This window comes from Dyadobacter chenhuakuii (genome assembly GCF_023821985.2).
GTDB lineage: Bacteria > Bacteroidota > Bacteroidia > Cytophagales > Spirosomataceae > Dyadobacter > Dyadobacter chenhuakuii.
Genome location: NZ_CP098805.1, coordinates 5,045,979 through 5,070,000 on the forward strand (window position 1 = coordinate 5,045,979; position 24,022 = coordinate 5,070,000).

Here is a 24,022-nt window from a genome sequence, read left to right on the forward strand (position 1 = left end):
CCTGAGCGGAGTCGAAGGCGCGCTACTCCTGGGTAACGCGCCTTCGACTCCGCTCAGGCTGACAGGGCTGCTTTAAGCTAACATATTACTTAAAAATCAGAGTCAAACGAGATCTTATGTCCTGAATCTTTGTCCTTCACACCACTCATTACGCCCGCTTTCTGATATTCTCCAACGCGTTTTTCGAAGAAGTTTGTTTTGCCTGGAAGTGAGATTAACTCCATGAAATCGAATGGGTTAGCGGAACCGAATTGTTTTTCGCAGCCTAATCTTTCCAGCCAGAAATCGGCAATGTATTCAATATATTGATTCATCAGGTCTGCATTCATGCCAATCAAGGACACTGGTAATGCTTCACTTACAAATTCTTTTTCAATCGTAACCGCATCCATCATAATTTCAATCACGCGTTCTTGCGGTAACTGGTTCACAATGTGCCTTGTATAAAGCAAACATGCGAATTCACAATGCAAGCCTTCATCGCGGGAAATCAGCTCGTTCGAGAATGAAAGTCCGGGCATCAAGCCGCGTTTTTTGAGCCAGAAAATGGAGCAGAATGATCCTGAAAAGAAAATTCCTTCCACAGCTGCGAATGCAATGATGCGTTCTGCAAACACCGGGCTGTTGATCCATTTCAATGCCCATTCCGCTTTTTTCTGCACGCAGGGAATCGTGTCAATGGCACGGAGCAAATGGTCTTTTTCAGACGGATCTTTAATGTATGTATCGATCAGCAACGAATAAGTTTCGGAGTGGATGTTCTCCATCGCGATCTGGAAACCGTAAAAGCACTTCGCTTCTGCATATTGTACTTCGCTCAGAAAGTTGACCGCCAGATTCTCATTCACTATCCCGTCCGACGCCGCAAAAAATGCAAGCACGTGCGAGATAAAATGCCTTTCACCGTCGTTCAGGTTCTCCCAGTCTTTCATATCCTGAGAAAGATCGATCTCCTCAGCCGTCCAGAAAGACGCTTCATGACGTTTGTACATTTCCCAGATATCGGAATGTTTGATCGGAAATAGCACAAACCGCAAAGGATCTTCAACTAACAGGGGCTCCTGCCTGGTAAGTTCTTGTGACATAAGTATTTAAAAATTTTAACGGGGACCAGATGTATAATTTATTGATTAGCCCGGGCCAGATTTGCCGGACTGGAGAAAACAAATCTACACGCTTTGCCCCGGAAATTCAAGGAGAATCTGATCAAATTGAATTCTTATCGGGGGAATATTCTTAGGACGAATAAGCTAACTTTGTCGCGCTCACATTACTTTAAATTTCGCTTACATTGAAGATTTCCGGCTTTACAATTATCAGGAATGCGATTATAAATGATTACCCGATTGTGGAGGCGATCACGTCCATTTTGCCCGTTGTGGATGAAATGCTGGTGAGTGTGGGGCATAGCGATGATGACACATTGGGGCTGATCCGGTCCATTGCTTCGGACAAAATCAGGATCGTGGAATCGGAGTGGGATATGTCTCTGCGGGAAGGCGGGAAAGTGCTTGCGGTGGAAACGGATAAGGCGCTGAAACAGATTTCGCCCGATGCTGATTGGGCGTTTTACATTCAGGGCGACGAGGCGGTTCATGAAAAATATCACCAAGCAATCATTGATTCTTGCACGCGGCACTTAACTGATGAACGCGTTGAAGGTTTGGTTTTCGATTACGTCCATTTTTACGGCACTTACGATTACATTGGCGACAGCAGAAAATGGTATCGCCGCGAAATCCGCATTATCAGGAATGAAAAAAGTCCAAAAGGTTTGCCGATTTCAGCTTATCGCGATGCGCAGGGTTTCAGAAGAGGAAATCAGAAATTGAATGTGATGCATTCCGGCGCGGCGGTTTATCATTACGGTTGGGTGAAAAGTCCGGCGCAGATGAAAACCAAGATGAAAAATGTAAGCCGTTTTTGGAATGAAGGCGAGGCTTGGGAAAAGATCCTGGAATCGGACGATGTGTTCAATTATGAAGAATTTGATTCATTAAAACGCTTTGAAGAAACGCATCCCACAGTAATGCAAGAACGCATTGCACGGCAAAACTGGAAAGTCGATCTCGACACATCCAAGAAGCGATTCAAACTGAAAGATGCGCTTCTTTACTGGTATGAAAAGGGGACGGGTAAGCGGCTCTTCGAGTTCAGAAATTACCGGTTATTGTGATATTAGGGCACAAATGAGTGTGAAACGATAACATATTTTAGCGTTTAAATCCTTAATATTGTAGTTTCAGAAAACTCACGAAATTCCTCGTTACATGTTTGAGTATTTTAAAAATTCTCTCGCCAGAAAGAAAGCACGTCGCCAATTTCAGGAATATCCTCACAAAACGGACACATTTGTGTTGGCTGAGGAAGGTGAAATTTCATTTGCAAACTGGAAAAACCCGTTGGTAAACCCAAAGGTGATAACGCAGGAAGAAGTCAATTTTTTCAAGAAATTTATTCCAAAAGGAAGCCTCTGCATCGACATTGGAACAAACATTGGTGACACAACTGTGCCAATGGCGCTCGCAACAGGCAAAACGGGAACAACCATCGGTTTTGATCCGAACCCGCACGTTTTCAAGATTTTAGAAAAAAACGTAGCGCTTAATGTTGATAAAACAAACATTATCCCGCTGCCATATGCGATAACCAAAGAAGACGGTGAATTTTTTTACAGTTCTTCGGAAGCATCATTTGGTAATGGTGGAATTTCAAACGAAATCGTTGAGGATCAAGGCGCATTTCAACTTCCTGAGAAAATCAAAGGAATTAACCTTGAAAAGTTTCTTAAAACCAATTATGCTTCTTTATTAAATAAACTTTCCTTCATTAAGGTGGACGTGGAAGGTGCTGATATGGAAGTAATTAGATCAATCAGTAATCTAATCAGACAATTTAAGCCCGTGCTGGTTGCAGAATGTTTCCCAAAAGCAACCACCGAAGAACGTGCCGAATTGTATCACATTGTCTCTGAATTTGGCTACACATTACATTACTTTTCCGACTTCGACGAGAACGCGAAAATTATCAAAATCGAAGGTCCTCGTGATATGAATAAGTGGAAAACGTTCAACTTCTACGCCGTTCCGAACGAAGCTTAAATCCAGCGTTTTCGGCGGAAAAACCAAAGTACAACGGCTGAGGAAAAGACCATTAAAAAGAGCGAGCCCCAAAAGCCCCAGGGTTCGGAGGTGCTGGGAATATGATTGTAATTCATTCCAAAAATTCCTGCGATCAGCGTTGGCGGCATGAAAATGATCGTTACCACAGTGAAAATCTTGATCACCTGGCTTTGCTCAATGTTGATCAAACCCATAAATGTATTTTGCAGATATTCAAGGCGTTCGAAGTTGAAAGTCGTGTATTCGAGCAGTGAACTAACGTCTTTCAGGATGATACGCAAATGTTCCTTCCTGTCTTCGGGGAAATACTGACTTCTCAAAATTCCGGATAGCACGCGTTGCTTGTCGATGCTCGTTTCGCGGAGCATCATGGTCGTTTCCTGCAAACCACTAATGCGGATCAGGACTTCCTGACGGGCTTTTTGTTCGTGTGTAAGGTCTTTACTAATGGCAGAAATATCACGCGAAATGCCTTCCAGCGAATCTGCATCGGCTTCAATACGCGTTTCCAACAGCAGCAACATGAAATCCACACCGCTCTGAATGCTTTCCGTGCTTACTTTCATTTTCTTGACCGTATCGGCGAAGGTTTTTGAGTCGCCGCGGCGGTAAGTGAAGAGCACATTTTGATATAAAATAAAAGAGACCGGATACATTTCATATCCATTCCGATCGATTCTTAAGAAGTTAGAATTGGCGTTAATCGTGTCATTTTGTTCAAAAAACCGCGAACTGCTTTCAATTTCAACAATTTCCTGGGGCGTCTGGAAGCTGATATTGCATTTATTCTCGACCCATTCCTCTTCCTCCGCACTCGGCGACTGCAAATCAACCCAAACCAAATTCTTAACTTTCCCAAGCTCGCGAATATCATTCTCGCGCTTAATTAACCGACCTTCTTTATAAAATATGCGTACCATTTTTTAAAGTTGGGAAAAAACCAGGAACCACCAAAAAGCGATTTTAGAAATTGCTGATTTAACTTACCTTGCAGTCTGATTTAATCACATACTATTGAAACATAATTATTACCCCTACCTGGCTTCGGAGGATTATCTGTCTTTCACTTTTAGCAGTATATCTCAAAAGCGTATCGTTCGTAAAAAGGCTGAATTTTTATTGATTTCCGAAGACGTATGCAATTTCGCTTTTGGCGATTTGACTGAGAACAATGAGATTGATGATCGTGCAGTGACTGACAATAAAGATACAAATATGGTTTTAGCTACGGTTATTCGAATTCTGCTTGAATTCCTTGACATTCATAAAAATAAAGCTGTATACTTTCAGGGAAGCACTCCATCGCGAACAAGGATGTATCAAATCATTTTAAGAAAGGAAAAGCCGAATTGGGAGACCAGGTTAATTGTTTACGGCATATTTAATGGTGAGATAATGCCCTATGAAACAGATTTTAAGTTTGATGCGTTTATAGTAAAACAAAAAGATGCCTAGTATTATGGAAACAAAGAAAAACCGCTTAATTGATGGCCCCAAGGCGACAATAGATCCAAATTTGAAGAGTGGAATGCACAACGATTCACCTTTCATCAAACGGAAGATGGAACAGGCTAGAAAGACCCTTGCTGGCGTAGACCTGAGCATCCTCGGGATCAAGGACAAGTTTTAAGTACTTACCAAACGTTCCTCATTTTTTAGATCAAATGCGTACTTTTGTGTAATGCAAAGTACAAGTTCCCCAAGTATCTTCACAACGCAATTCTGGTTACTTGGCCTTAGTTCGTTTCTTTTTTCTTCCAGCTTCAACATGCTCATTCCCGAGCTTCCGGGATATCTTTCCGAGATGGGCGGTGCCGAATATAAGGGCGCAATCATTGGTTTATTCACATTAACAGCCGGACTTTCCCGTCCATTCAGTGGTCGTCTGACCGATCGCATTGGCCGCGTTCCGGTCATGGCATTCGGCTCCATTGTCTGCTTTGTTTGCGGATTTTTGTATCCAATATTCACAACCGTAATGCCTTTCCTGCTTCTCAGGCTGGTTCATGGCTTTTCAACTGGCTTCAAACCAACCGGAACTTCGGCTTACGTTGCGGACATTGTTCCTGCCGACAGGCGCGGGGAAGCTATGGGCGTGCATGGGATGTGTATGGGCGTGGGTTCTGCGTTCGGTCCTGCGGTGGGAAGCATGATTAGTGAAGCTTTTTCGCTGAATGCATTGTTTTACACATCTTCGTTATTCGCATTTCTGTCCATTGCGATATTGCTGAATATGAAAGAGACGCTTGTCAAAAAAGAGCGTCTTTCCTGGAATGCTTTTCAAATTACTAGAAGGGATATTTTTGAGCCTGCTGTTTTCAGCCCTGCACTGGTTACATTCCTTTGCTATTTCGGTTATGGCGCTGTGGCGACGGTTACGCCGGATTTTAGCGGCTATCTGGGATTGCAAAACCGCGGCTTTTATTTTATGTTTTTTACGATTTTCTCGATCTTAATCAGGCTTTTTGCCGGAAAGATTTCGGATAGGCATGGCCGGATTCCCGTGACCATTGCCGGTTGCATTGTGCTTATTATCGCAATGATCATAACAGGTTATGCTGATTCCGTCCCAATGTTTTTTGCCGGGGCTGCATTTTTTGGCATGTCGATGGGCATTCTGTCGCCTGTGCTTTCTGCGTGGACAGTGGATTTGAGCCAGGATGATAACCGCGGACGATCCATTGCTACAATGTTCATTTCTTTGGAAGCTGGGATTGGCTTAGGCGCATTTTTATCGGCTGAACTATTTGCAAATCAGCGTGGGAATTTGCCGCTGGTTTTCTTTGTCATGGCCGGCTTTGCCTTGGCCGCATTAATTTACACGGTCTTGATTTATCAATTCAAAAAACGCCGCGCCCGTGTTATTTGACGATAGTTACCAAACCGTCACCGGGCCAGCGGAAGGTTTTTTCAAAGATAAAGGCAGCAAATTTCTGGCTTACAGTTTTCCAATAGAAGGCGAAACGGATGCAAAAGCACATCTGGCAACATTGCGGGAGCTGCATCCCAAAGCCGTGCATCATTGCTACGCCTACCGGTTGGGCGCGGACCGCATGAGTTATAGAATGAGCGATGATGGCGAACCATCAGGAACTGCGGGCCGGCCGATCCTTAATACATTGTATTCCAGGAATGTTACGAATGTGCTGGTGGTTGTGGTGCGTTATTTTGGAGGGACATTGCTGGGTGTTCCGGGGTTGATTAATGCTTATAAACTGGCGACTGAGGATGCTTTAAGCCAGTCGGAAATTGTTACGAAGCATTTCTATAATTTATACCAGCTCAACTTTTCCTATCCGCAAATGAATGATGTTATGCGGATTGTGAAGGAAATGGAACTGCCTGTGAGGGAGCAGGTTTTTGAAATGGAATGTCGGTTAGTCGCGGAAGTTCGTGTGGCTAGCACGGAAAGATTTATTGCTCGCTGTGAGCAGGTTGAGGGACTTACTCATTCTCTTTTAACATCCGGATGAAGTCGTCTTCGTAATCTTTAATCGCTTTCAGCAGCTCTTTCAACTCCTGTTCTTCCGGCGAGCCTTTTTTCGCACCAAAGATTTCATCTGCCCGTTCCGAGGCTTTTTCGTATTCGCTTTCGTTGTTGATTTTCATCACTTTATTATTTGAATGAAGTTTGTACGCTGGTTAATGCATCAAATTTTTGCTAAAATAATAAAGAACACGCAGGGGACATTACTTATTATCTATTTTAGCAGTCGGTGATTTGCAGAGCGCATGTAAGCCGGAATGTTGTGAGCAAACTTTGCAACTCTGAGCCGATTTTTTGGGTTATCCAATAACCAGTTTTACTGAACTTTATCGCAAACGGAAATATCATTTTGGAACATTTGAATGCAACTGAGCTCGAAGGCCAGGATTTAATTGAAGTAGAAGGCGCACGCGAGCATAATTTAAAGAATATTGACGTCAACATCCCGCGAAACAAGCTTGTAGTGGTTACAGGCATCAGTGGAAGCGGGAAATCTTCATTGGCTTTTGATACGATTTATGCGGAGGGACAGCGCCGATATATGGAGAGTTTTTCTTCTTACGCGCGCGGTTTTATTGGTGAAATGGAGCGGCCGGATGTAGATAAGATCAGCGGTCTGTCGCCCGTAATCAGCATTGAGCAAAAAACCACTTCCCGTAACCCGCGATCAACGGTAGGGACGGTTACAGAAATCTATGACTTCCTGAGATTGCTTTACGCACGTGCGGGCGAGGCGTTTTCCTATGTTACGGGTCGGAAAATGGTCAAGCAATCGCAGGATCAGATCATTAATCAGTTATTTACACAGTTTTTAGGCAAAAAAATTAGCCTGCTTGCTCCTGCGGTAAAGGGCCGCAAGGGGCATTATAGAGAGCTGTTTGTTCAAATTGCGAGGCTGGGGTATAATAAGGTTCGGGTGGATGGTGAAGTGCAGGAAATTGCGCCGAAAATGCAGCTGGACCGCTATAAAGTCCATGACATTGAGATTGTTATTGACCGAGTTGTTCCTAAAAAAGAATCCGAAGATCCGCAATCGCGTTATCGATTGAGCCGGTCTGTGGCGACGGCGATTAAGCAGGGAAAAGGAGCATTGATGGTTTTGGACGAAAAAGGAGAAACTTTCTATTTTTCCCAAAACCTGATGGACCCGGAATCGGGCATAAGTTATGATGATCCTGCGCCTAATGCGTTCTCTTTCAACTCTCCTTACGGCTGGTGTCCCACTTGCCAGGGTTTGGGAATGATCGAGGAAATCACGGAAGAGTCCATAATGCCGGATAAATCGCTGAGCATTACAAAAGGTGGCATTGCGCCGATGGGCGAATATCGGGAAGCATGGATATTCAAGCAATTGGAGGTTTTGCTAAAACCGTTTAAAGTGACATTGGCAACGCCTTTGGAAAAATTTCCTGAGGAAGCGATGAAACTCGTGCTTTACGGAAGTGAAGACGCGGTGCCTGTTCCATCAAAAAAATACCCGGGAACAGAATGGGAAACCAAGTTTGACGGCATTATCAACTTTCTGAAACGCCAGCAGGAAAGCGGAAACGATAAAATACAGGATTGGTTGAAGGATTTTATGACTGTTCAGACTTGCCCTGAATGTAATGGCAAACGTTTGAGAAAGGAATCTTTGCATTTTCGGGTGGATGGTAAAGACATTGCAGAACTTGCCGATAGTGATATTCGGGTGTTGGCAGAATGGCTGGTAGGTTTGGAAGACAGATTGGAGGAAAAGCAACGCGTTATTGGTCACGAAGTTTTAAAGGAAATCAGGAAAAGAGTCGGTTTCCTGCTCGATGTGGGACTTGACTATCTGACATTGAATCGTGCATTAAGGACACTTTCTGGTGGAGAAGCGCAACGGATCAGGCTTGCAACGCAGATAGGAACGCAGCTGACGGGGGTGCTTTACATTATGGACGAGCCTAGCATTGGCTTGCATCAGCGTGATAATGTGCGGCTTATCAATTCTTTGAAGAGTTTGCGTGATCTTGGAAACACGGTTTTGGTTGTGGAGCACGATAAGGATATGATGCTGGCTTCTGATTACATTTTGGACATTGGACCTGGTGCTGGACGTCATGGCGGCAATGTTGTGGGAGCCGGAACGCCGGAAGTTTTTCTTCAAAATGGCTCGCTAACCGCAGAATATCTGAGTGGCAGAACTGCGATTGACGTTCCCAAAAAACGCCGGAAAGGAAGTGGCAAAACGATATCCATCAAAGGCTGCACAGGACATAATTTAAAAAATGTAAACATGTCGTTTCCGCTGGGAACGATGGTCTGTGTGACGGGTGTGAGTGGAAGCGGGAAGTCGTCGCTGATTCACGAAACGCTGTTTCCATTGCTAAATCAATTCTTTTATAAATCAAGAAGAGAGCCGCTGCCGTACAAGTCGGTGGAAGGGTTGGAAAATATTGACAAGGTAATTGAAGTGGATCAATCGCCGATCGGACGTACGCCGCGTTCTAACCCAGCGACTTATACGAATTTATTTACAGACATTCGGACGCTTTTTGCTGAATTGCCCGAAGCGAAAATCCGTGGTTATAAGCCGGGGCGTTTCTCGTTTAATGTGAAAGGCGGGCGTTGCGAAGATTGCGAAGGAGCTGGAATGAAGAAAATAGAAATGGATTTCCTTCCTGATGTGCATATCAATTGTGAAACTTGTAAAGGAAAGCGCTTCAATCGGGAAACATTGGAAGTGCGTTTCAAAGGAAAGTCCGTCGCTGACATTCTGGACATGACTGTGGAATCCGCATTGGAATTCTTTGAAAATCAACCTAGGATTTTGCGTAAAGTGCAGACATTGAATGATGTTGGCTTGGGTTACATTACATTGGGCCAGCACGCAACGACATTGTCCGGCGGAGAAGCGCAGCGGGTGAAACTTTCGGAAGAGCTATCAAAACGCGACACCGGAAAAACGCTTTACATTCTCGATGAACCGACAACCGGTTTGCATTTCCAGGATATCAGACATTTGCTGAATGTGTTGAACAAACTGGTTGAAAAAGGAAATACAGTGCTCATCATCGAGCATAACCTCGACGTTATCAAAGTAGCGGATCACGTCATTGACGTTGGCCCCGAAGGTGGCGCGAAAGGCGGACGCATTATTGCAGAAGGAACACCCGAAAAAGTGTCGAAGGTGAAGGGAAGTTACACCGGACATTTCTTGAAGGAAGAGCTGAAATAAGCCTTCCTTCTACATCCATTTGCTCAAAAACTGATTAAAACCATCCTTATGCTGATCGCTGACGGGAATTGTCATGCTGCCGATTTGGATGGTATTTTTTGTTACAGCGCTGATTTTATCCAGATTTACAATAAATGAGCGGTGTACACGCATGAATTTCGAAACCGGAAGTTTTTCTTCCAATGCTTTCAGGCTGGTGAGTGAAAGGATCGGCTTTGGATCCGATTTTAAATGAACCTTCACATAATCCTTCAAACCTTCCATATAAAGAATGTCCTCATAAGCAATCCTAACCAGCTGATATTCAACTTTAAGGAACAAATATCCATCTTTCGGATCCGGAGCGCTTGCAGAGGAAGCCTTGTTTAGCAATTCGCTGTAAGCCTGCGCTTTGGAAGCGGCTCGCAGGAATTCTTCGTAATTAAAGGGTTTTAGGAGATAGTCAAGTGCGTCTACGCGGAAGCCATCCAGCGCATATTGATTGAATGCAGTTGTAAAAATGATCCTTGGGGCACGGCTGTCGGCTTTGTCAATGACACGGGCCAGCTCAATGCCTGTCAGATCAGGCATTTGAATGTCCAGAAAAATGACATCAATGTGCTTGGAATGAATAGCTTGAAGCGCTTCCACAGCGCTGGAAAATCGACCGGCAAGTGCCAGGAAAGGGGTTTTTTCTATAAATGAACAAACAAGTCCGAGTGCTAATGGCTCGTCATCGACTGCTATGCATTGGAGTACACTCATGCAGTTTCTAATTCCAAATGAACTTCAAATTCTTTTTCTTCCTTATTCTCAGTCACTTCCAGCTGATATTTTCCGGGATATAAAAGGTCAAGCCGGCGTTGCGTGTTGACAAGCCCTATGCCGTTACTTTCATCCAAAATGGCCCTTTTGTCGGTAAATAAAGTGTTTTTAACCTCAACAAATATCTTATGCTTGTCCTGCCGGATCTGAATGTCGATCCTGCTCGGCTGCACCGCGCTTACGCCGTGTTTAAATGCATTTTCAATAAACGGTAAAAAAAGCATTGGAGCAATAGACACGTCATGCATCGGGCTCGGCGGATCTAAATGAACGGTCACTTTATCGGTCAATCGCAGCTGCATTAATTGGATGTAATCCTGTGCAAAAGCGATTTCCTGGCTTAGTAACACCGTTCCGTGCTGCGTCTCGTAAAGGACATAGCGCATCATGCGGGAAAGTTTGTGCAAAGCTTCTCTTGCTGCTTCTACATCAATGACCGTTAGTGCATATATGTTATTTAATGTATTGAAAAAGAAATGCGGATTGATCTGCGCTTTCAAAAACGAAAGCTCAGAATTGATTTTTTCCTTTTCCAGATTTTCCCTGTATTGCTTATCGCGCTGCACGTCTTTCACCGCAGCGACGCTCGTGCTAATGCCTATAATAAGCAACGCCGTCATGAGCGAGAAATAATCCAGTCTGTCCTGAGGTTTCTTATCACCGTTTGCTTCGCGGGCTGTTTTGAATGCCCTGTCCATTTGTTCGCCGTGATTAATAGCGATTTTTACCTGCTCAATGATGACAGCCAACGCGATCACAGACACCAGATTCAGCAATATAAAGCGACTATAACTGTTCCGGGCGAGGAATTTGGGAAACCAGAAATAATAGTTCAGATAAAAAATCCCGATCAGTAAGGTGAACAAAACGGCTTGCTTGACCCAGAATGTAACCGGAAACTGGATCTGCCAGCTCAGCGGTTGCCACATGAGAAACAGGGCCAGAAAGGTCCATCCCAAAAGATGCAGAAAAAATGGAGGATATTTTCGTGCGGTATTAGCGTCCATTGTCAGTTCATTAGGTGAGTATAGCAAACTTTGCTTGCAATTACAATCTTACGCGTAATATATCAAAGTGCCTAGCCCAATCGATTAACACCCGGCAAATACCGACTGATCAGCGCCATCACTCTATAAAGCAACTTTGCGGCACAAATACTGATTTCTGCACTATTCTAAGAATCAGATCGGACGACTTATCGGCTAAAAGCAGGGTTTGATCGGTGGAAGTGTCCTTTCCATCTATTGCCCGATTTATTGTCAGGTTAAGGTATTTACTTTGAAATTGAATCGAACAATTTTTGCAACACAACCATGAACATGACGAGAAAAGTTACTCCTATTATACTTATGATGTTGCTGAGCTTCGCAGCCTCAGCGCAATTCCCCGGAGGCGGCGGCGGATTCGGTGGAAACCGAGGAGGTGGAAATGACAGGCCGCAACGGCAGACAGTTATCCCGGGAACGGCCGAGGACACGCCCAAAGGAAATGGTAAAATTAAAGGAATCCTGATTGACTCAGTGAGCAAAAAGCCGGTAGAATTTGCCGCGCTTTCTTTGGTTGACATTAAAACCAATAACCCGATCGACGGAACGACAACTGACGAAAAAGGTGCTTTTGAACTTACAAAAGTGGCATCAGGAAACTTCAAGATTTTGATTTCTTTTATTGGTTATAAAACCAAAACCATCAATGACATTAAGATTGACCGCAAAACAGAACTTAACCTGGGCAATGTAAGCCTTGGACCGGATGTAGTTCAGTTGAATGAGGTTGAAGTTGTGGGCATGGCGCAGTTGATCGAGGAGAAAGTAGACAGGCTTGTTTACAACAATGAAAAAGACATTACAAGCAAGGGCGGTGACGCTTCGGACGTGATGAAGAAAGTGCCGATGTTGACGGTCGACCTGGACGGTAATGTCTCATTAAGAGGAAGTTCCAATGTTCGGGTTTTGATTAATAACAAACCTTCGACCATCATCGCGACCAGCGTTGCGGATGCATTGAAGCAGATTCCTGCGGATATGATCAAATCTGTTGAAGTAATCACTTCGCCATCAGCCAAATATGATGCGGAAGGTTCTGCGGGGATTATCAACATTGTTACGAAGAAAAGCACGATTCAAGGTGGAACATTGAATTTGGATACGGGCATTGGTAACCGGGGTTCAAACCTGGGATTGAGAGGAAATTATAGAGTTGGTAAAATGGGTTTCAGTTTGGGAGGTTTTGGTCGTTTTAACTACAATATGCCGGGCAAATCTGAAAACCTGCAAGTTGGTAAAATTGACAAATTCTCGATCCGCCAGATGGCCGAATCAGATAACAAAATGTCCTTCGGTTCTTACAACTTTGGATGGGATTATGAGATCGATTCCAAAACTTCACTTTCTGCCGGCGTGCGTTATGGCATGCGTAACATGCGTAATCAGCAGGATTTGTCAACATTTAACACGCAAAGCGACGGCACAACGCGCAATAGCTTCCGGGATGTAAATACAAAAGACTTGTCCGGCACTTGGGACGTGAATGTGGATTATATCAAAACATTGGCCAAGCCACAGCAGGAATTGAGCATTTCGACGCAATTTAGCCGTAACAACCGGACGAATGATTTTGATGCTGACATTTATTCATTGAATAACAATCAATTGCGCGAGTTGCTGGGAAGTCAGGGTAACAACAACGCCAGCCATAATCAGGAAAGCACCATTCAAGTGGATTATCAGACGCCGGTGAAAGACAATCAGCTGGTCGAATTTGGTGGAAAAGGTATCTTCCGTCAAGTGGTAAGTAATTTTGATTATTACAATACAGTGGATACGCCGCAAGCTGCGAGCAGTCTGAACTATGACCAGAATGTGGCAGCGGGATATTTTTCCTACACTTATACAACAAAAAGCAAGTTTACCGTGAAGGCGGGCTCGCGTTACGAGTATACCAGCATTGATGCCACGCAGGGTGAGCGGGGCGACCTAGGCATTCCGGCTTACAGCAATCTGGTGCCGAGTCTTAACTTGTCGCAAACATTTGGCAAAGGACAAACTGTTAAGCTGGGTTATAACCGCCGTCTTCAACGTCCAGGCATTCAATTCCTAAATCCTAATCAGAATGCGGCGAACCCACAGAACATCACTGTGGGTAACCCGCAACTCCGTCCGGAATTGACGGATCAGGTGGAATTGGGAACAAGCTTTTTCAAGAATTCGCTTTATGTGAACGTTTCCACATTTGCACGTTTTACCAACAGTTCAATCGAAAGCATTCGTACCACCAACGAACAGGGGGTTATCACGACAACTTATGGTAACATTGGTTCCAAGAAAAACTACGGTGTGAATGTTTTCGGAAACATGACATTCTTTAAAAGATGGCAAGTAGGAGGAGGTTTTGATGCTTACTACGCAGATCTTACAAACAACAATCCAGATCCCTTATTGGCAGCTTCCAACACAGGTTTCGTATTGAGTGGCCGTTTCAGAACCAGCCTGAACATTAAAAATGGCTGGGGATTGCAAGCGGGTGGTTTCATGAGGGGACGCGATGTTCAGTTGCAAGGAACGCAAGCAGGATTCAGAATGTATGATTTGGGAATCAAGAAAGATTTTACCAACAAGCGCGGAAGCATTGGATTCGGAATGGAAAACTTCCTGGCTCCATCATTCAAAATGAAGACGCAGCTTGAAACGCCATCATTCACCCAGAACAACACAAACTATCTGTTCAACAGAGGTTTCCGGATAAACTTCTCGTATCGCTTAGGTAAGATGACTTTTACCGAGCAGAAATCACGCAGAAGAAAATCAGTTAACAATGACGACCAGAAAAGCGAAGGTGGTGGAATGGATGCAGGTGCAGGAGCCGGTGCCGTTCAAGGAGCGCCAGCAGTAATAGTGCCAACCATGCGCCCATCTGCTCCAAACGCATCCCGTCCGGAAGGCGCAGGCCGCCCGGCAGGCATCGACAGCACAGCCAGACCAGCTGGTCAAGGCATGCCCATGCAGCCAGGCACTCGCCCGGATTCAACCGCTCGCCCTATGACATCCCCAACCGGCTCAGCGACAAGCCCAGCTGTAATGCCAGCAGATTCAATGTCGAGGCCAGTTATGCCAGCGGATTCAACTGCAAAGCCGGTTATGCCAGCTGACTCAACTGCTAGGCCAATGATTCCAGCAGATTCATCAGCTATCCCTGCAAAACCAGCAGTGCCAGCAGATACAACTAAGAAGCCATAATTTTTAGATAATATTATAAAAGGCGAAGCCCGAACATTTGTTCGGGCTTCGCCTTTTTTATACGCAATCGGATGTTACAATGTCGGCGTCTGACTTTTAATTTCTCTCAAAATGCGATCCGCTCCCGCTTCAAGCAATTCATCGGCTAATGCAGTTCCCAACTCTTCCGGAAATGAAATTGAACCAGTTTCAGTTCTCCGGATCAATTCTTGCCCGTCCAAACTAATTATACCGCCCGTAATGTTGATCTGATCCTCGTGCAATGTTGCCATGCCGAAAACGGGGATGCTGCATCCGCCTTGTAGGCGCTTCAGGAATGCCCTTTCGGTTAAGAGACAGGTTTCCGTTTGGGGATGATTGATCAGTTTTTTAATGATGGCTTTCTTTTCTTCGGCCAAATTCACAGCACATTCAATAGCGACGCTGCCTTGGCCTACCGCTGGTGTGAATTCGTCTAAAAGCAAATGCTCTGCGATTTTATCATCGTATTCCATTCTGTGGACGCCGGCATAGGCGAGGAGCAAAGCGTCGCAATGGCCTTCATTCAGTTTTCTAAGGCGTGTTTGCAGGTTACCGCGCATGTCCACGGTTTGGATATGCGGATAGAAATGCCTTAAAACAGCCACCCGACGCGTGGAAGAGGTTCCCACTACGAAGGCTTCGCCGCTTTTGAGCGAAAGTTCGGTGTTATGACTTACCAAAACATCATTGGCCTTTTCGCGTTCAGTAAAGGCAATAAGTTCAAAAGCATCATCCAGTTGCGATTGCAGATCTTTGGCGCTGTGAACGGCAATGTCAATGCTGCCATCCAGCAACTGATCTTCCAATTCCTGCGTAAAAACGCCTTTACTGCCTATTTTCGATAATGAACGGGTCAGGATTTTATCGCCTTTGGTCTCAATAATGACAATTTCCGTATCAATGCCGCCTTCATTCAAAAGCCCCTCCACATAATACGCCTGCCAAAGCGCCAATTTACTCCCGCGCGTTCCTATTTTTATATGCATGGTTTCGTTCATTCGGATGTCCCTTGTTGGGAGACAAATAATCACTAATTAGTAAGCTTGTATTAATATATCTGCTGGTATATGCAGAATTTCGTTCAGTTTTCGAATCATAGGAAGACTCAATTTTCGTTTTCCTGACAGGATTTCTGACTTACGAGACCTGTATCCTAAAATCCCGGAAAGATTCTTTCCAAACATTTCCATTTGCTCCATTCTAACCTATTGCTTCGAGTGGATTTGGTTTTGGAATAGGGAAATGCGTGTGCTCAAAATCTTTTACTAAAATTGAAAGCACTTCAAGTTCGTCAGATTCTTTTGAGTCAGCTGAAATATCTATTTGCATTAATGTATAGATATTAGCCAGCGCCTCCTCGTACTGCTCATTATTTTTTATTGGACCGATCATAGCTTATCGTCTTTGCGTCTCTCTCTCAAACGCTTTACATTGCAAAAATACACAAGATTCAAACCCCAACAGTATCCCCTTCATCCATCACAATCTTATCCTCAATATAAGCAACAATCAAAGCGGCGATATCAATCCCGCTTACTTCTTCAATTCCGCGGAGGCCGGGGGAAGAGTTTACTTCCATGACCAACGGACCTCTTTCAGATTGCAGCAGATCGACACCGGCGATCCGGACGCCTAGTGCTTTGGCGGCTGCGATGGCCGTTTGTTCTTCTTCTTCTGTTAGTTCGATCAAATGTCCTTCGCCGCCGCGGTGCAGGTTCGAGCGGAAATCGCTTTCGTGGCCCTGGCGTTTCATGGCGGCTATGACTTTGTTGCCGATTACAAAAGCGCGGATATCGGCGCCTTTGGACTCTGCAATGTATTCCTGAATGAGAAAATTGGCTTTTAAGCCGTAAAATGCTTCAATCGTTGATTTTGCAGCCTTAATAGTTTCTGCCAAAACGACCCCGACACCCTGTGTTCCTTCGAGCAGCTTAATGATCACGGGCGGCCCGCCTACCATGTGGATCAGCTCGTTGACCTGCGCAGGATTTTTTGCGAAAACCGTCTTTGGGATGTCTACACCAGATTTTGCAAGTACTTGCATGCTGCGCAACTTATCCCGGGAACGCAGAATAGCCTGTGATTTGACGGTTGTGAAAACTTTCATCAACTCCAATTGCCGCACCACGGCGCAGCCAAATGCATTCACCGACGTGCCGATCCGGGGAATGACCGCGTCGATTTCGGTAATGGGTTTTCCTTTGTAAATGATGGTCGGTTTTCCCCCTTCAATCATGACGAAGCATTTCACATGGTCGATAACCACTGCCTGATGACCCCTTTGTTTAATTGCCTCCACCAGACGCCTCGTTGAATAAAGGTCGGGATTGGTGGATAATACGGCGATTTTCATATAAATAACTAAAAATAAAATGGGGTAAATTCAGGATTGATGTCTGGCGTGAGAACGATGAGATGCCTTTGAACGCTTTGCAGCGGATAAATCTTTTTGCGAGACATCCACCAAAAACCGCTTATTCAGCAATTTGCGCCCTAACAGGATGGGATATCTCATTTTACGCCGGTTGGCAAGTGAAAATTCTGTCCGGATTTTTTTGCCAAAGATGGTGATCTTCGTTTTGATCACATAACGTTTTTCTTCTTTTCCGGACGAATTTCGCACAATGGTTTCTTTAAAATCCGAAACCGTGTAGGATTGCTGTGGTGCGCCTTTTTTTGCATCCAGATAAAAACATAATTGCGGCTGCTCGCCATCTTTGATCAGCCTTACGCGCGAGCAATGAATGGAGGAAGTGGTCGCGCCCGAATCAATGCGGACGGGCACATCAAACCAGCCCAGATCGGGGAGATCCACAATGTCGGTTGCGCCGATAATGTCTAGCGTTGGCTTCATCGGCGTTGGAAAAAATGGGCGACGGTCAGTGAAAGATCCAGAAAAACCATTTTTGCGCGCACATTCCGTTCCATATGATAGTAAGCAAGATTCACCTCTCCGATCATTTTTTCGAGTGAATCAAAGTTAACCGTTTTTGAAAAGTTTTGTACAAATGTAAGCTCTTCGTCGGGCACGCGCAGAAGCTCGCCTGCGCCGTGGCTCCAAACCAGCATATCGCGAAAAAGCCTCAATGCGTATTCCAGAAGGCCTTTTTGCTTTTCTTTATTCATCACATCAAAATTGTCAGCCAACTTCACCAAATGCGAAATATCGTATTTATAGCAGGAGCGCATCCACGCCGCAAACCAGCCGGAACGATCATCCTCCGCATCCTGAACCAATCTTAACGCTTCGGACAAATTTCCGTCACACAAGTAAGCGATTTGATTCGCAGCTGTGTCGCTAACCTGTTGCAGTTTCAGGAAATAACGCACCTCTTCGTCTGAAAATGCTGGAATGTTAATGCGTTGCGTGCGGGAAATAATGGTGGTTAACAGCTTGTCGGACTGATCGCTAACCAACAAAAACAACGTTTTTTCAGGCGGTTCTTCCAATATTTTTAAGATTGCATTGGATGAAGCCGCATTCATAATGTCTGGTTTCCAGATCAGCAGAATTTTGTATTCACCTTCATAAGCCTTCACCGACAGTTTTCGCAAAATCCCACGCGCTTCTTCCACGGAAATATTTCCCTGCTTGTTTTCTGCACTAATGTGATCGAGCCACTCAGGAAGAATGCGATAAGGATTTTCCAGCAAAAATGAGCGCCACAGGCCTAGAAACGCCTCGCTGGTTTTCCCGTCGATCTTTTTTGAAGTGGCGATGGGAAATATGAAGTGAAAATCGGGATGGATCAGCTTGGCCATTTTCGCGCACGAAGCACAAACGCCGCAAGCGTCCTCATCACTTTTGTTTTCACAATTAATGTATGTTGCAAATGCTAAGGCAAGGGCGAGTCCGCCACCGCCAGCAGGAGAATCAAACAGCTGTGCGTGAGCCAGATGGCTATTCTTCACCGAGCGCCTTAACGTTGATTTTATATGTTCAAGTCCCGGTATTTCTCTAAAAAGCACGGTGGATGATTTTTTAAACTAATGTAAAATTGGTCTTAACATTCAAAGTTGCGCTGTTCGCGCGTCTGCTCAAAAACAGATTTTAAAATCTCCTCATCTGCCTCTCCAAATGTAACATTTCGACGGCTAACCGTGTCCTGCGCCACGTGAAGGGCTTTTTGAAAACGATATTCCAAGAATCCTTCTGCATTACCGCCCCACGAAAAGGAAGGCGTATGTTTAGCCTGAAAGCCAGCCCCAAACACATTCACACTTACGCCAACAACGGAGCCCGTGTTGAACATTGTCGAAATTCCCGCTTTGGAATAATCACCCATCATTAACCCGCAAAACCGTAAACCTGTATCGGCCAGATCATTGGTGACATAACTATGCAGTTTCACATTGCTATGGTCATTTTTCAAATTTGAATTATTAGTGTTGGCACCCAGGTTACACCATTCGCCCAGCACCGAATTTCCCAAATAACCGTCATGCCCTTTGTTACTATAACCAAATACAACACAGTTACTTACTTCACCACCCAGCTTGCTATACGGCCCGACTGTTGTATTCGGACGAATTTTCGTTCCCTGCGCCAACACGCTGCTTTCTCCAATTGAAAACGGTCCCTGAATCATTGAGCCTTCCTGAATCAGTGCATTCTTACCGATATAAATAGACCCATTCTCGGCATTTAAAATAGAAGCTTTAACGACAGCGCCCTTTTCAATGAAGATGTTTTCAGGTTTGTAGCAATGAGTAAAAGGATCAGTCAACGGTTCGGAAGTTCTGTTCTCCGTAATTTTTTTAAAATCCGTTTCGATCTGCTCACCATTAAAAGCAAATATGTCCCAAACGTTTCTGATCAGTGTATATGAGCCAGCATAATGATGAGATTCATAATTTGTAATATTTATATCCGGATTCCAGGTCTCGGCACTTCTGATGGCAAGAACGTCGTCGCCCGCAATCAATGCTGATTCCAAAGGAAGCTTATTGATTGCGTCAACCAGCCCAGTATCCGGGCACAGGCTACCATTGATATAAATATTATCATCCGAACTCGTAGCTGGAAATGCCAATGACAGGTAATCTGCAGTTTGATAGGAAACGGCTGAATCCAGCCATAAGCTCCATTTTTCGGAAATCTTGTTAATGCCGCAGCGAATTGCTGAAACGGGACGGGTATATGTAAATGGTAAAAGCTGAGCGCGGATTGCGGGGTCGTCAAACAGAATGATTGTAGGCATATTTTGTGCTAGTATGTGGGGCCAAAGTTCGCCCATTTTTTTGGTTAGGGCAAAAAAAGAAGCAGTCTCTTGTACATTTTACAAGAGACTGCTTCTTTTAATTTCGGTAAAGAAAGCGCTGATTAAGCTTCTTTCTGTGCGCCGTAACGTTTTCTGAATTTGTCTACGCGGCCCGCGGTATCAACAAGTACATTTTTACCTGTGTAGAAAGGGTGCGACTGAGAAGAAACCTCAACTTTATAAACCGGATAAGATTTACCATCTTCCCAAGTAATATTTTCGGTAGTTTCTATGGTAGAGCGCGTAATGAACTTAAAATCGCTTGATAGATCCCAGAAAACTACGTCTCTATAATTGGGATGAATATCTTTTTTCATTGGTATATGGTATTATGTGTTTCGATACAATTCTCAAAAAGGATTGCAAAAGTAAAAATTCTAATTTAGTAAACCAAGAAATCAACGCCTATCTTTTTGAGAAAACTTAACTATACGCAACGGTAAGTGATTAAACTTCACTCAATTGCTGTTTAAGCACCTCTACGCCCCGTCTTGCTTCCTTGTCAAAATCCGTGTAAACAAAGCATTCGATTGATAATCCGCCTTTGTAGCCGATCTTTTTCAGTGAACTTAAATAAGGTCTGAAATCGTCGCCTTTAACCCCGGGAGGCGTCCGGTTTTCCTTTTCGGCAATATGGCAATGGACAATGTGTTTGCCGAATTTCACTATTTCGTCTGGCGATTCATCTTCTTTCAGCATGTGAAAAATGTCGCATAACAACTTCACTCTCGGGCTCTTAACTGCATCAATGATCTCGACGCCTTCTGCCAGGCTGTTAATGAAATTGGTTTCCCCACGGTTCAAGGGCTCCACGGCAATGGTAACCCCATATTTTTCTGCCAGCGGTGCCATTTTTTTGGTTAATTCAATGTGCTGGGCCTTTGCCTTCTCTCTGTCAAATCCTTCGGGGATAATGCGCGAAGCACCGCTTCCGAAAACAACATATTGAGAACCGCATTCTTTTGCACGTTTCAAAACCAGGTCTGTCCTCTCCAATATGGCCTGATGATTTGCTTCCGGCCCCAATGTTTTCAAACTTCCCGGAAGCAAGATCACATACGATTTGATTGGAAACTTCTCTTCGTGGAGCTGTTTGAGGTTTTTAGCATACTGCGCATCCCCATCTTTCGGGATGAGAAAATTCCCGACCGACTCCTCTATATATGTACATCCTGATTCTCTTAAATAGTCAGCCTTATCATATGCTGCAAAAACACCAAGTTGAAGGGCGTAACCCGGCCCGGTATTTTTAGCAAACACGATTTCCGGAACAGCAAGTCCTGCCGCCAGGCCCGTAATGATCCCCGTGGATGTTTTAAGGAAATTCCGCCGGGATGGAGAATTAATGAGCTTAGTCATAATGTACTAGTTTTGATCAGTATAAAAATCATTTTAAATAGTCGTTTATATTTAATCGCCAGGTTCGCAGTTTTAAATGTTTGCTTGTTTAGAATATTTATAAATAATTTAATTGCTGTAACAAGCTGATATTTAAGTTTTTGTTAGATTAATTTGTTTTAAGATCCAAATCTTGTCTTCGAAAAAGTTTACAAATTTTTATCATTAAATTTTCGTAAAATTTTTTTCGGTTGCATTTTAATGTTGATAAACTGTAAACCGCTAGCATTTAGAATATTACAAAATCTATGATTTGGATTATCCCTATAAACCCAAAATGCACCCCTTATTACTGGTTGCGAATGCGATTAATTTAATGTTATTTCAAGGACTGTTAAGCTCCTCCGAAGAACGATTTCAACTTTAAGATACATCACTAACTTCCTAAAAAACAATTCATTAACATGTCAATGTATGTAATAAAACGCGACGGGCGCCGTGAATCGGTTAAATTCGATAAGGTAACCGCGCGAATTGAAAAATTGAGCTACGGGCTTGATACAAACTATATTCAGCCCATAGAAGTCGCTAAAAAAGTGGTCTCCGGGATTTACGACGGAGTGACTACGGCGGAACTGGATAACCTGGCTGCGGAAACTGCGGCGTCTATGACCACCAAGCACCCGGATTATGCGATTTTGGCAGCCCGCGTAGCGATCTCAAATCTTCATAAAAATACATTGAAGTCGTTCTCCGCCACGATGAAGCGACTTTATACCTATGTTGATGGAAAAACCGGCGAAAATGCGTCGTTGATTGCGAAAGATGTTTATGATGTCATTCGCCAAAACGCTTCGCTTCTTGATTCTACCATTATATATGACCGCGATTATGCCTATGATTATTTCGGTTACAAAACGCTTGAAAAGTCATACCTATTAAAGGTTGACGGTAAAATCGTTGAAAGACCCCAACACATGCTGATGCGTGTTGCCGTTGGGATTCACCAGGAAGATGTGCAGGCAGCGATTGAGACGTATCATTTACTTTCTGAAAAATGGTTTACGCATGCGACGCCAACATTGTTTAATGCTGGAACGCCGAAACCCCAAATGTCGTCTTGCTTTCTGTTGACGATGAAAGAGGATAGCATCAATGGGATTTACGATACGCTGAAAAATTGCGCATTGATTTCGCAATCGGCCGGCGGGATCGGTTTGAGTATTCATGATGTGCGTGCAACGGGTACATATATTAAAGGAACCAATGGCCAGTCGAACGGGATTGTGCCGATGCTTCGCGTCTTTAATGATACGGCAAGATATGTGGATCAGGGCGGTGGAAAGCGCAAAGGTTCTTTTGCTATATATATGGAACCATGGCATTCGGATATTTTTGATTTCCTGGATTTGAAGAAAAACCACGGGAAAGAAGAGCAGCGTGCGCGTGACCTTTTCTACGCATTGTGGATTCCGGATCTTTTCATGAAGCGTGTGGAAGCCAATGATACGTGGTCATTATTCTGTCCGCACGAATGTCCAGGACTTTCGGATACGCACAGCGAGGATTTCGTAAAGCTTTACGAGCGGTATGAAATGGAAGGCAAAGCGCGTAAAACCATTAAAGCGCAGGATCTGTGGTTTGCCATTATGGAATCGCAGATTGAAACAGGCACTCCTTATATGTTGTATAAGGACCATGCAAACAGCAAGTCGAACCAGAAGAACCTGGGAACGATCAAGTCTTCGAACCTTTGCACCGAGATCATTGAGTATACAGCGCCGGACGAAGTGGCGGTTTGTAACCTCGCTTCGATCGCATTGCCGAAGTTCATCGAGCAAGGCCCGGACGGCTTCATGCATTTTGATCACCAGAAATTGTATGAGATCACAAAAGTGATCACCCGCAACCTGAACAAGATCATCGATCTTAATTACTATCCTGTTCCGGAAGCTGAGAAAAGCAACAAGAGACATCGCCCGATCGGGATTGGCGTTCAAGGATTGGCAGATGCATTCTGTCTGATGCGCATGCCATTTGATTCCGATGAAGCGCGTCAGTTGAATAAGGACATTTTTGAAACCATCTATTATGGTGCTATGGAATCGTCCATGGAGCTGGCTGAAAAGCTTGGACCATACGAGACTTGGGCAGGCAGTCCGGTTTCACAAGGCATTTTCCAATTCGATATGTGGAATGTTACGCCGGACAGCAATCGCTGGGATTGGGAGAAGTTGAGAAAAGGCGTTATCCAGCATGGCGTGCGCAATTCGCTGCTCCTTGCCCCGATGCCGACGGCTTCTACAAGCCAGATCCTTGGCAACAACGAATGCTTCGAGCCATTCACTTCTAATATATATGTAAGAAGGGTTCTTTCAGGTGAATTTGTTGTAGTGAATAAATATCTGCTCAAAGACCTGGTAAGGCTGGGTCTTTGGAATGAGGAAATGAAAAACAACCTCGTTCGTGCCAGCGGATCTGTTCAGGCCATTCCAAACATTCCGCAGAACATTAAAGACCTTTATAAAACGGCATGGGAAATTAAGCAGCGC

The 24,022-nt window shown here is 44.3% G+C and carries 22 protein-coding genes (1 of these 22 running past the window's edge); 9 read left to right on the forward strand and 13 right to left on the reverse strand.

From position 1 onward, the window contains the following. Nucleotides 1–89 precede the first annotated feature (89 nt). Entirely contained in the window at nt 90–1,085 is a 996-nt protein-coding gene (locus NFI80_RS21085) for a ribonucleoside-diphosphate reductase small subunit (protein ID WP_026632363.1), read from the reverse strand. Between the two features lie 206 nt (nt 1,086–1,291). Between NFI80_RS21085 and NFI80_RS21090 the strand changes: the two genes are divergently transcribed. Together NFI80_RS21090 and NFI80_RS21095 are read left to right on the forward strand one after the other, a co-directional pair. Next, a complete protein-coding gene (locus tag NFI80_RS21090; protein ID WP_235166218.1) occupies nt 1,292–2,176 on the forward strand; it encodes a glycosyltransferase family 2 protein in 885 nt (294 codons plus the stop codon). 94 nt (nt 2,177–2,270) lie between these two features. After that, nucleotides 2,271–3,101, forward strand: a complete 831-nt coding sequence (locus NFI80_RS21095) for an FkbM family methyltransferase (RefSeq protein ID WP_235166219.1) — start codon at nt 2,271–2,273, stop codon at nt 3,099–3,101. On the opposite strand, the gene corA is transcribed toward NFI80_RS21095, so the two are convergent. Continuing rightward, nucleotides 3,098–4,042, reverse strand: a complete 945-nt coding sequence (corA, locus tag NFI80_RS21100; protein WP_235166220.1) for a magnesium/cobalt transporter CorA — start codon at nt 4,040–4,042, stop codon at nt 3,098–3,100. The genes NFI80_RS21095 and corA overlap by 4 nt on opposite strands. A gap of 94 nt (nt 4,043–4,136) precedes the next feature. On the opposite strand from corA, the gene NFI80_RS21105 reads away from it, so the two are divergent. Genes NFI80_RS21105 through NFI80_RS21120 form a run of 4 tightly spaced genes read left to right on the forward strand, consistent with a single transcriptional unit; the run spans nt 4,137 to nt 6,595 of the window. Beyond that, nucleotides 4,137–4,577: a DUF6934 family protein gene (locus NFI80_RS21105; protein ID WP_235166221.1), complete on the forward strand. Its 441-nt coding sequence runs from the start codon at nt 4,137–4,139 to the stop codon at nt 4,575–4,577. 4 nt (nt 4,578–4,581) lie between these two features. Beyond that, nucleotides 4,582–4,752, forward strand: a complete 171-nt coding sequence (locus tag NFI80_RS21110) for a hypothetical protein (protein WP_235161485.1) — start codon at nt 4,582–4,584, stop codon at nt 4,750–4,752. A gap of 51 nt (nt 4,753–4,803) precedes the next feature. Next, a complete protein-coding gene (locus NFI80_RS21115; RefSeq protein ID WP_254414158.1) occupies nt 4,804–5,991 on the forward strand; it encodes an MFS transporter in 1,188 nt (395 codons plus the stop codon). Further along, the gene (locus NFI80_RS21120; RefSeq protein ID WP_235166224.1) at nt 5,981–6,595 is read left to right on the forward strand and encodes an IMPACT family protein; all 615 of its coding nucleotides are present in this window, start codon (nt 5,981–5,983) and stop codon (nt 6,593–6,595) included. The genes NFI80_RS21115 and NFI80_RS21120 overlap by 11 nt, the downstream gene beginning before the upstream one ends. Here NFI80_RS21120 and NFI80_RS21125 read toward each other — a convergent pair. Further along, nucleotides 6,567–6,731: a hypothetical protein gene (locus NFI80_RS21125; protein WP_235161482.1), complete on the reverse strand. Its 165-nt coding sequence runs from the start codon at nt 6,729–6,731 to the stop codon at nt 6,567–6,569. The genes NFI80_RS21120 and NFI80_RS21125 overlap by 29 nt on opposite strands. A gap of 227 nt (nt 6,732–6,958) precedes the next feature. On the opposite strand from NFI80_RS21125, the gene uvrA reads away from it, so the two are divergent. Then, nucleotides 6,959–9,811: an excinuclease ABC subunit UvrA gene (gene uvrA, locus NFI80_RS21130; protein WP_235166226.1), complete on the forward strand. Its 2,853-nt coding sequence runs from the start codon at nt 6,959–6,961 to the stop codon at nt 9,809–9,811. A 9-nt stretch (nt 9,812–9,820) separates the two neighbouring features. Here the strand turns inward: uvrA and NFI80_RS21135 are convergent, their stop codons facing one another. Then, complete coding sequence (locus NFI80_RS21135) at nt 9,821–10,555, reverse strand: LytR/AlgR family response regulator transcription factor (RefSeq protein ID WP_235128066.1); 735 nt, start codon at nt 10,553–10,555, stop codon at nt 9,821–9,823. Further along, the gene (locus NFI80_RS21140) at nt 10,552–11,622 is read right to left on the reverse strand and encodes a sensor histidine kinase (RefSeq protein WP_235128065.1); all 1,071 of its coding nucleotides are present in this window, start codon (nt 11,620–11,622) and stop codon (nt 10,552–10,554) included. The genes NFI80_RS21135 and NFI80_RS21140 overlap by 4 nt, the downstream gene beginning before the upstream one ends. Nucleotides 11,623–11,928: 306 nt before the next feature. On the opposite strand from NFI80_RS21140, the gene NFI80_RS21145 reads away from it, so the two are divergent. Further along, nucleotides 11,929–14,850, forward strand: a complete 2,922-nt coding sequence (locus NFI80_RS21145; RefSeq protein ID WP_374759697.1) for a TonB-dependent receptor — start codon at nt 11,929–11,931, stop codon at nt 14,848–14,850. A gap of 74 nt (nt 14,851–14,924) precedes the next feature. Here NFI80_RS21145 and hemC read toward each other — a convergent pair whose 3' ends face one another. From hemC to NFI80_RS21185, 8 genes are all read right to left on the reverse strand, one after another. Then, nucleotides 14,925–15,857 carry a hydroxymethylbilane synthase gene (hemC, locus tag NFI80_RS21150; protein ID WP_235166231.1) on the reverse strand — a complete coding sequence of 311 codons (933 nt, stop codon included), beginning with the start codon at nt 15,855–15,857 and terminating at the stop codon, nt 14,925–14,927. 214 nt (nt 15,858–16,071) lie between these two features. After that, nucleotides 16,072–16,263 (reverse strand): hypothetical protein, encoded by a 192-nt coding sequence (locus NFI80_RS21155; protein WP_235166233.1) that lies wholly within the window; start codon nt 16,261–16,263, stop codon nt 16,072–16,074. A gap of 58 nt (nt 16,264–16,321) precedes the next feature. Further along, the gene (rimK, locus tag NFI80_RS21160; protein ID WP_235161476.1) at nt 16,322–17,224 is read right to left on the reverse strand and encodes a 30S ribosomal protein S6--L-glutamate ligase; all 903 of its coding nucleotides are present in this window, start codon (nt 17,222–17,224) and stop codon (nt 16,322–16,324) included. 30 nt (nt 17,225–17,254) lie between these two features. Continuing rightward, nucleotides 17,255–17,725 carry an ATP-dependent zinc protease family protein gene (locus tag NFI80_RS21165; protein WP_233799388.1) on the reverse strand — a complete coding sequence of 157 codons (471 nt, stop codon included), beginning with the start codon at nt 17,723–17,725 and terminating at the stop codon, nt 17,255–17,257. Further along, complete coding sequence (locus NFI80_RS21170) at nt 17,722–18,840, reverse strand: DNA polymerase III subunit (RefSeq protein WP_235166235.1); 1,119 nt, start codon at nt 18,838–18,840, stop codon at nt 17,722–17,724. Before NFI80_RS21170 ends, NFI80_RS21165 begins: the two co-directional genes overlap by 4 nt. Nucleotides 18,841–18,875: 35 nt before the next feature. Continuing rightward, entirely contained in the window at nt 18,876–20,072 is a 1,197-nt protein-coding gene (locus NFI80_RS21175; RefSeq protein WP_235166236.1) for a putative sugar nucleotidyl transferase, read from the reverse strand. A gap of 122 nt (nt 20,073–20,194) precedes the next feature. Then, nucleotides 20,195–20,449 (reverse strand): type B 50S ribosomal protein L31, encoded by a 255-nt coding sequence (locus tag NFI80_RS21180; protein ID WP_026632808.1) that lies wholly within the window; start codon nt 20,447–20,449, stop codon nt 20,195–20,197. Nucleotides 20,450–20,579: 130 nt separating this feature from the next. Then, entirely contained in the window at nt 20,580–21,491 is a 912-nt protein-coding gene (locus NFI80_RS21185; RefSeq protein WP_235166237.1) for a sugar phosphate isomerase/epimerase family protein, read from the reverse strand. 449 nt (nt 21,492–21,940) lie between these two features. Between NFI80_RS21185 and NFI80_RS21190 the strand changes: the two genes are divergently transcribed. Beyond that, nucleotides 21,941–24,022: the 5' portion of a ribonucleoside-diphosphate reductase subunit alpha gene (locus NFI80_RS21190; protein ID WP_233799384.1), read on the forward strand. 363 nt of this gene lie beyond the right edge of the window; the window shows 2,082 of its 2,445 coding nt (coding positions 1–2,082); its start codon is at nt 21,941–21,943; its stop codon lies off the right edge, out of view.

Bases quoted from the DNA above. Each gene is read 5' to 3' on its own strand.
- hemC (WP_235166231.1), bottom strand. From the start codon at position 15,857: ATGCATATAAAAATAGGAACGCGCGGGAGTAAATTGGCGCTTTGGCAG.
- NFI80_RS21175 (WP_235166236.1), bottom strand. From the start codon at position 20,072: ATGCCTACAATCATTCTGTTTGACGACCCCGCAATCCGCGCTCAGCTT.
- corA (WP_235166220.1), bottom strand. From the start codon at position 4,042: ATGGTACGCATATTTTATAAAGAAGGTCGGTTAATTAAGCGCGAGAAT.
- NFI80_RS21180 (WP_026632808.1), bottom strand. From the start codon at position 20,449: ATGAAAAAAGATATTCATCCCAATTATAGAGACGTAGTTTTCTGGGAT.
- NFI80_RS21140 (WP_235128065.1), bottom strand. From the start codon at position 11,622: ATGGACGCTAATACCGCACGAAAATATCCTCCATTTTTTCTGCATCTT.
- NFI80_RS21125 (WP_235161482.1), bottom strand. From the start codon at position 6,731: ATGAAAATCAACAACGAAAGCGAATACGAAAAAGCCTCGGAACGGGCA.
- NFI80_RS21135 (WP_235128066.1), bottom strand. From the start codon at position 10,555: ATGAGTGTACTCCAATGCATAGCAGTCGATGACGAGCCATTAGCACTC.
- NFI80_RS21115 (WP_254414158.1), top strand. From the start codon at position 4,804: ATGCAAAGTACAAGTTCCCCAAGTATCTTCACAACGCAATTCTGGTTA.
- NFI80_RS21165 (WP_233799388.1), bottom strand. From the start codon at position 17,725: ATGAAGCCAACGCTAGACATTATCGGCGCAACCGACATTGTGGATCTC.
- NFI80_RS21185 (WP_235166237.1), bottom strand. From the start codon at position 21,491: ATGACTAAGCTCATTAATTCTCCATCCCGGCGGAATTTCCTTAAAACA.
- NFI80_RS21145 (WP_374759697.1), top strand. From the start codon at position 11,929: ATGAACATGACGAGAAAAGTTACTCCTATTATACTTATGATGTTGCTG.
- NFI80_RS21095 (WP_235166219.1), top strand. From the start codon at position 2,271: ATGTTTGAGTATTTTAAAAATTCTCTCGCCAGAAAGAAAGCACGTCGC.
- NFI80_RS21085 (WP_026632363.1), bottom strand. From the start codon at position 1,085: ATGTCACAAGAACTTACCAGGCAGGAGCCCCTGTTAGTTGAAGATCCT.
- NFI80_RS21110 (WP_235161485.1), top strand. From the start codon at position 4,582: ATGGAAACAAAGAAAAACCGCTTAATTGATGGCCCCAAGGCGACAATA.
- rimK (WP_235161476.1), bottom strand. From the start codon at position 17,224: ATGAAAATCGCCGTATTATCCACCAATCCCGACCTTTATTCAACGAGG.
- NFI80_RS21155 (WP_235166233.1), bottom strand. From the start codon at position 16,263: ATGATCGGTCCAATAAAAAATAATGAGCAGTACGAGGAGGCGCTGGCT.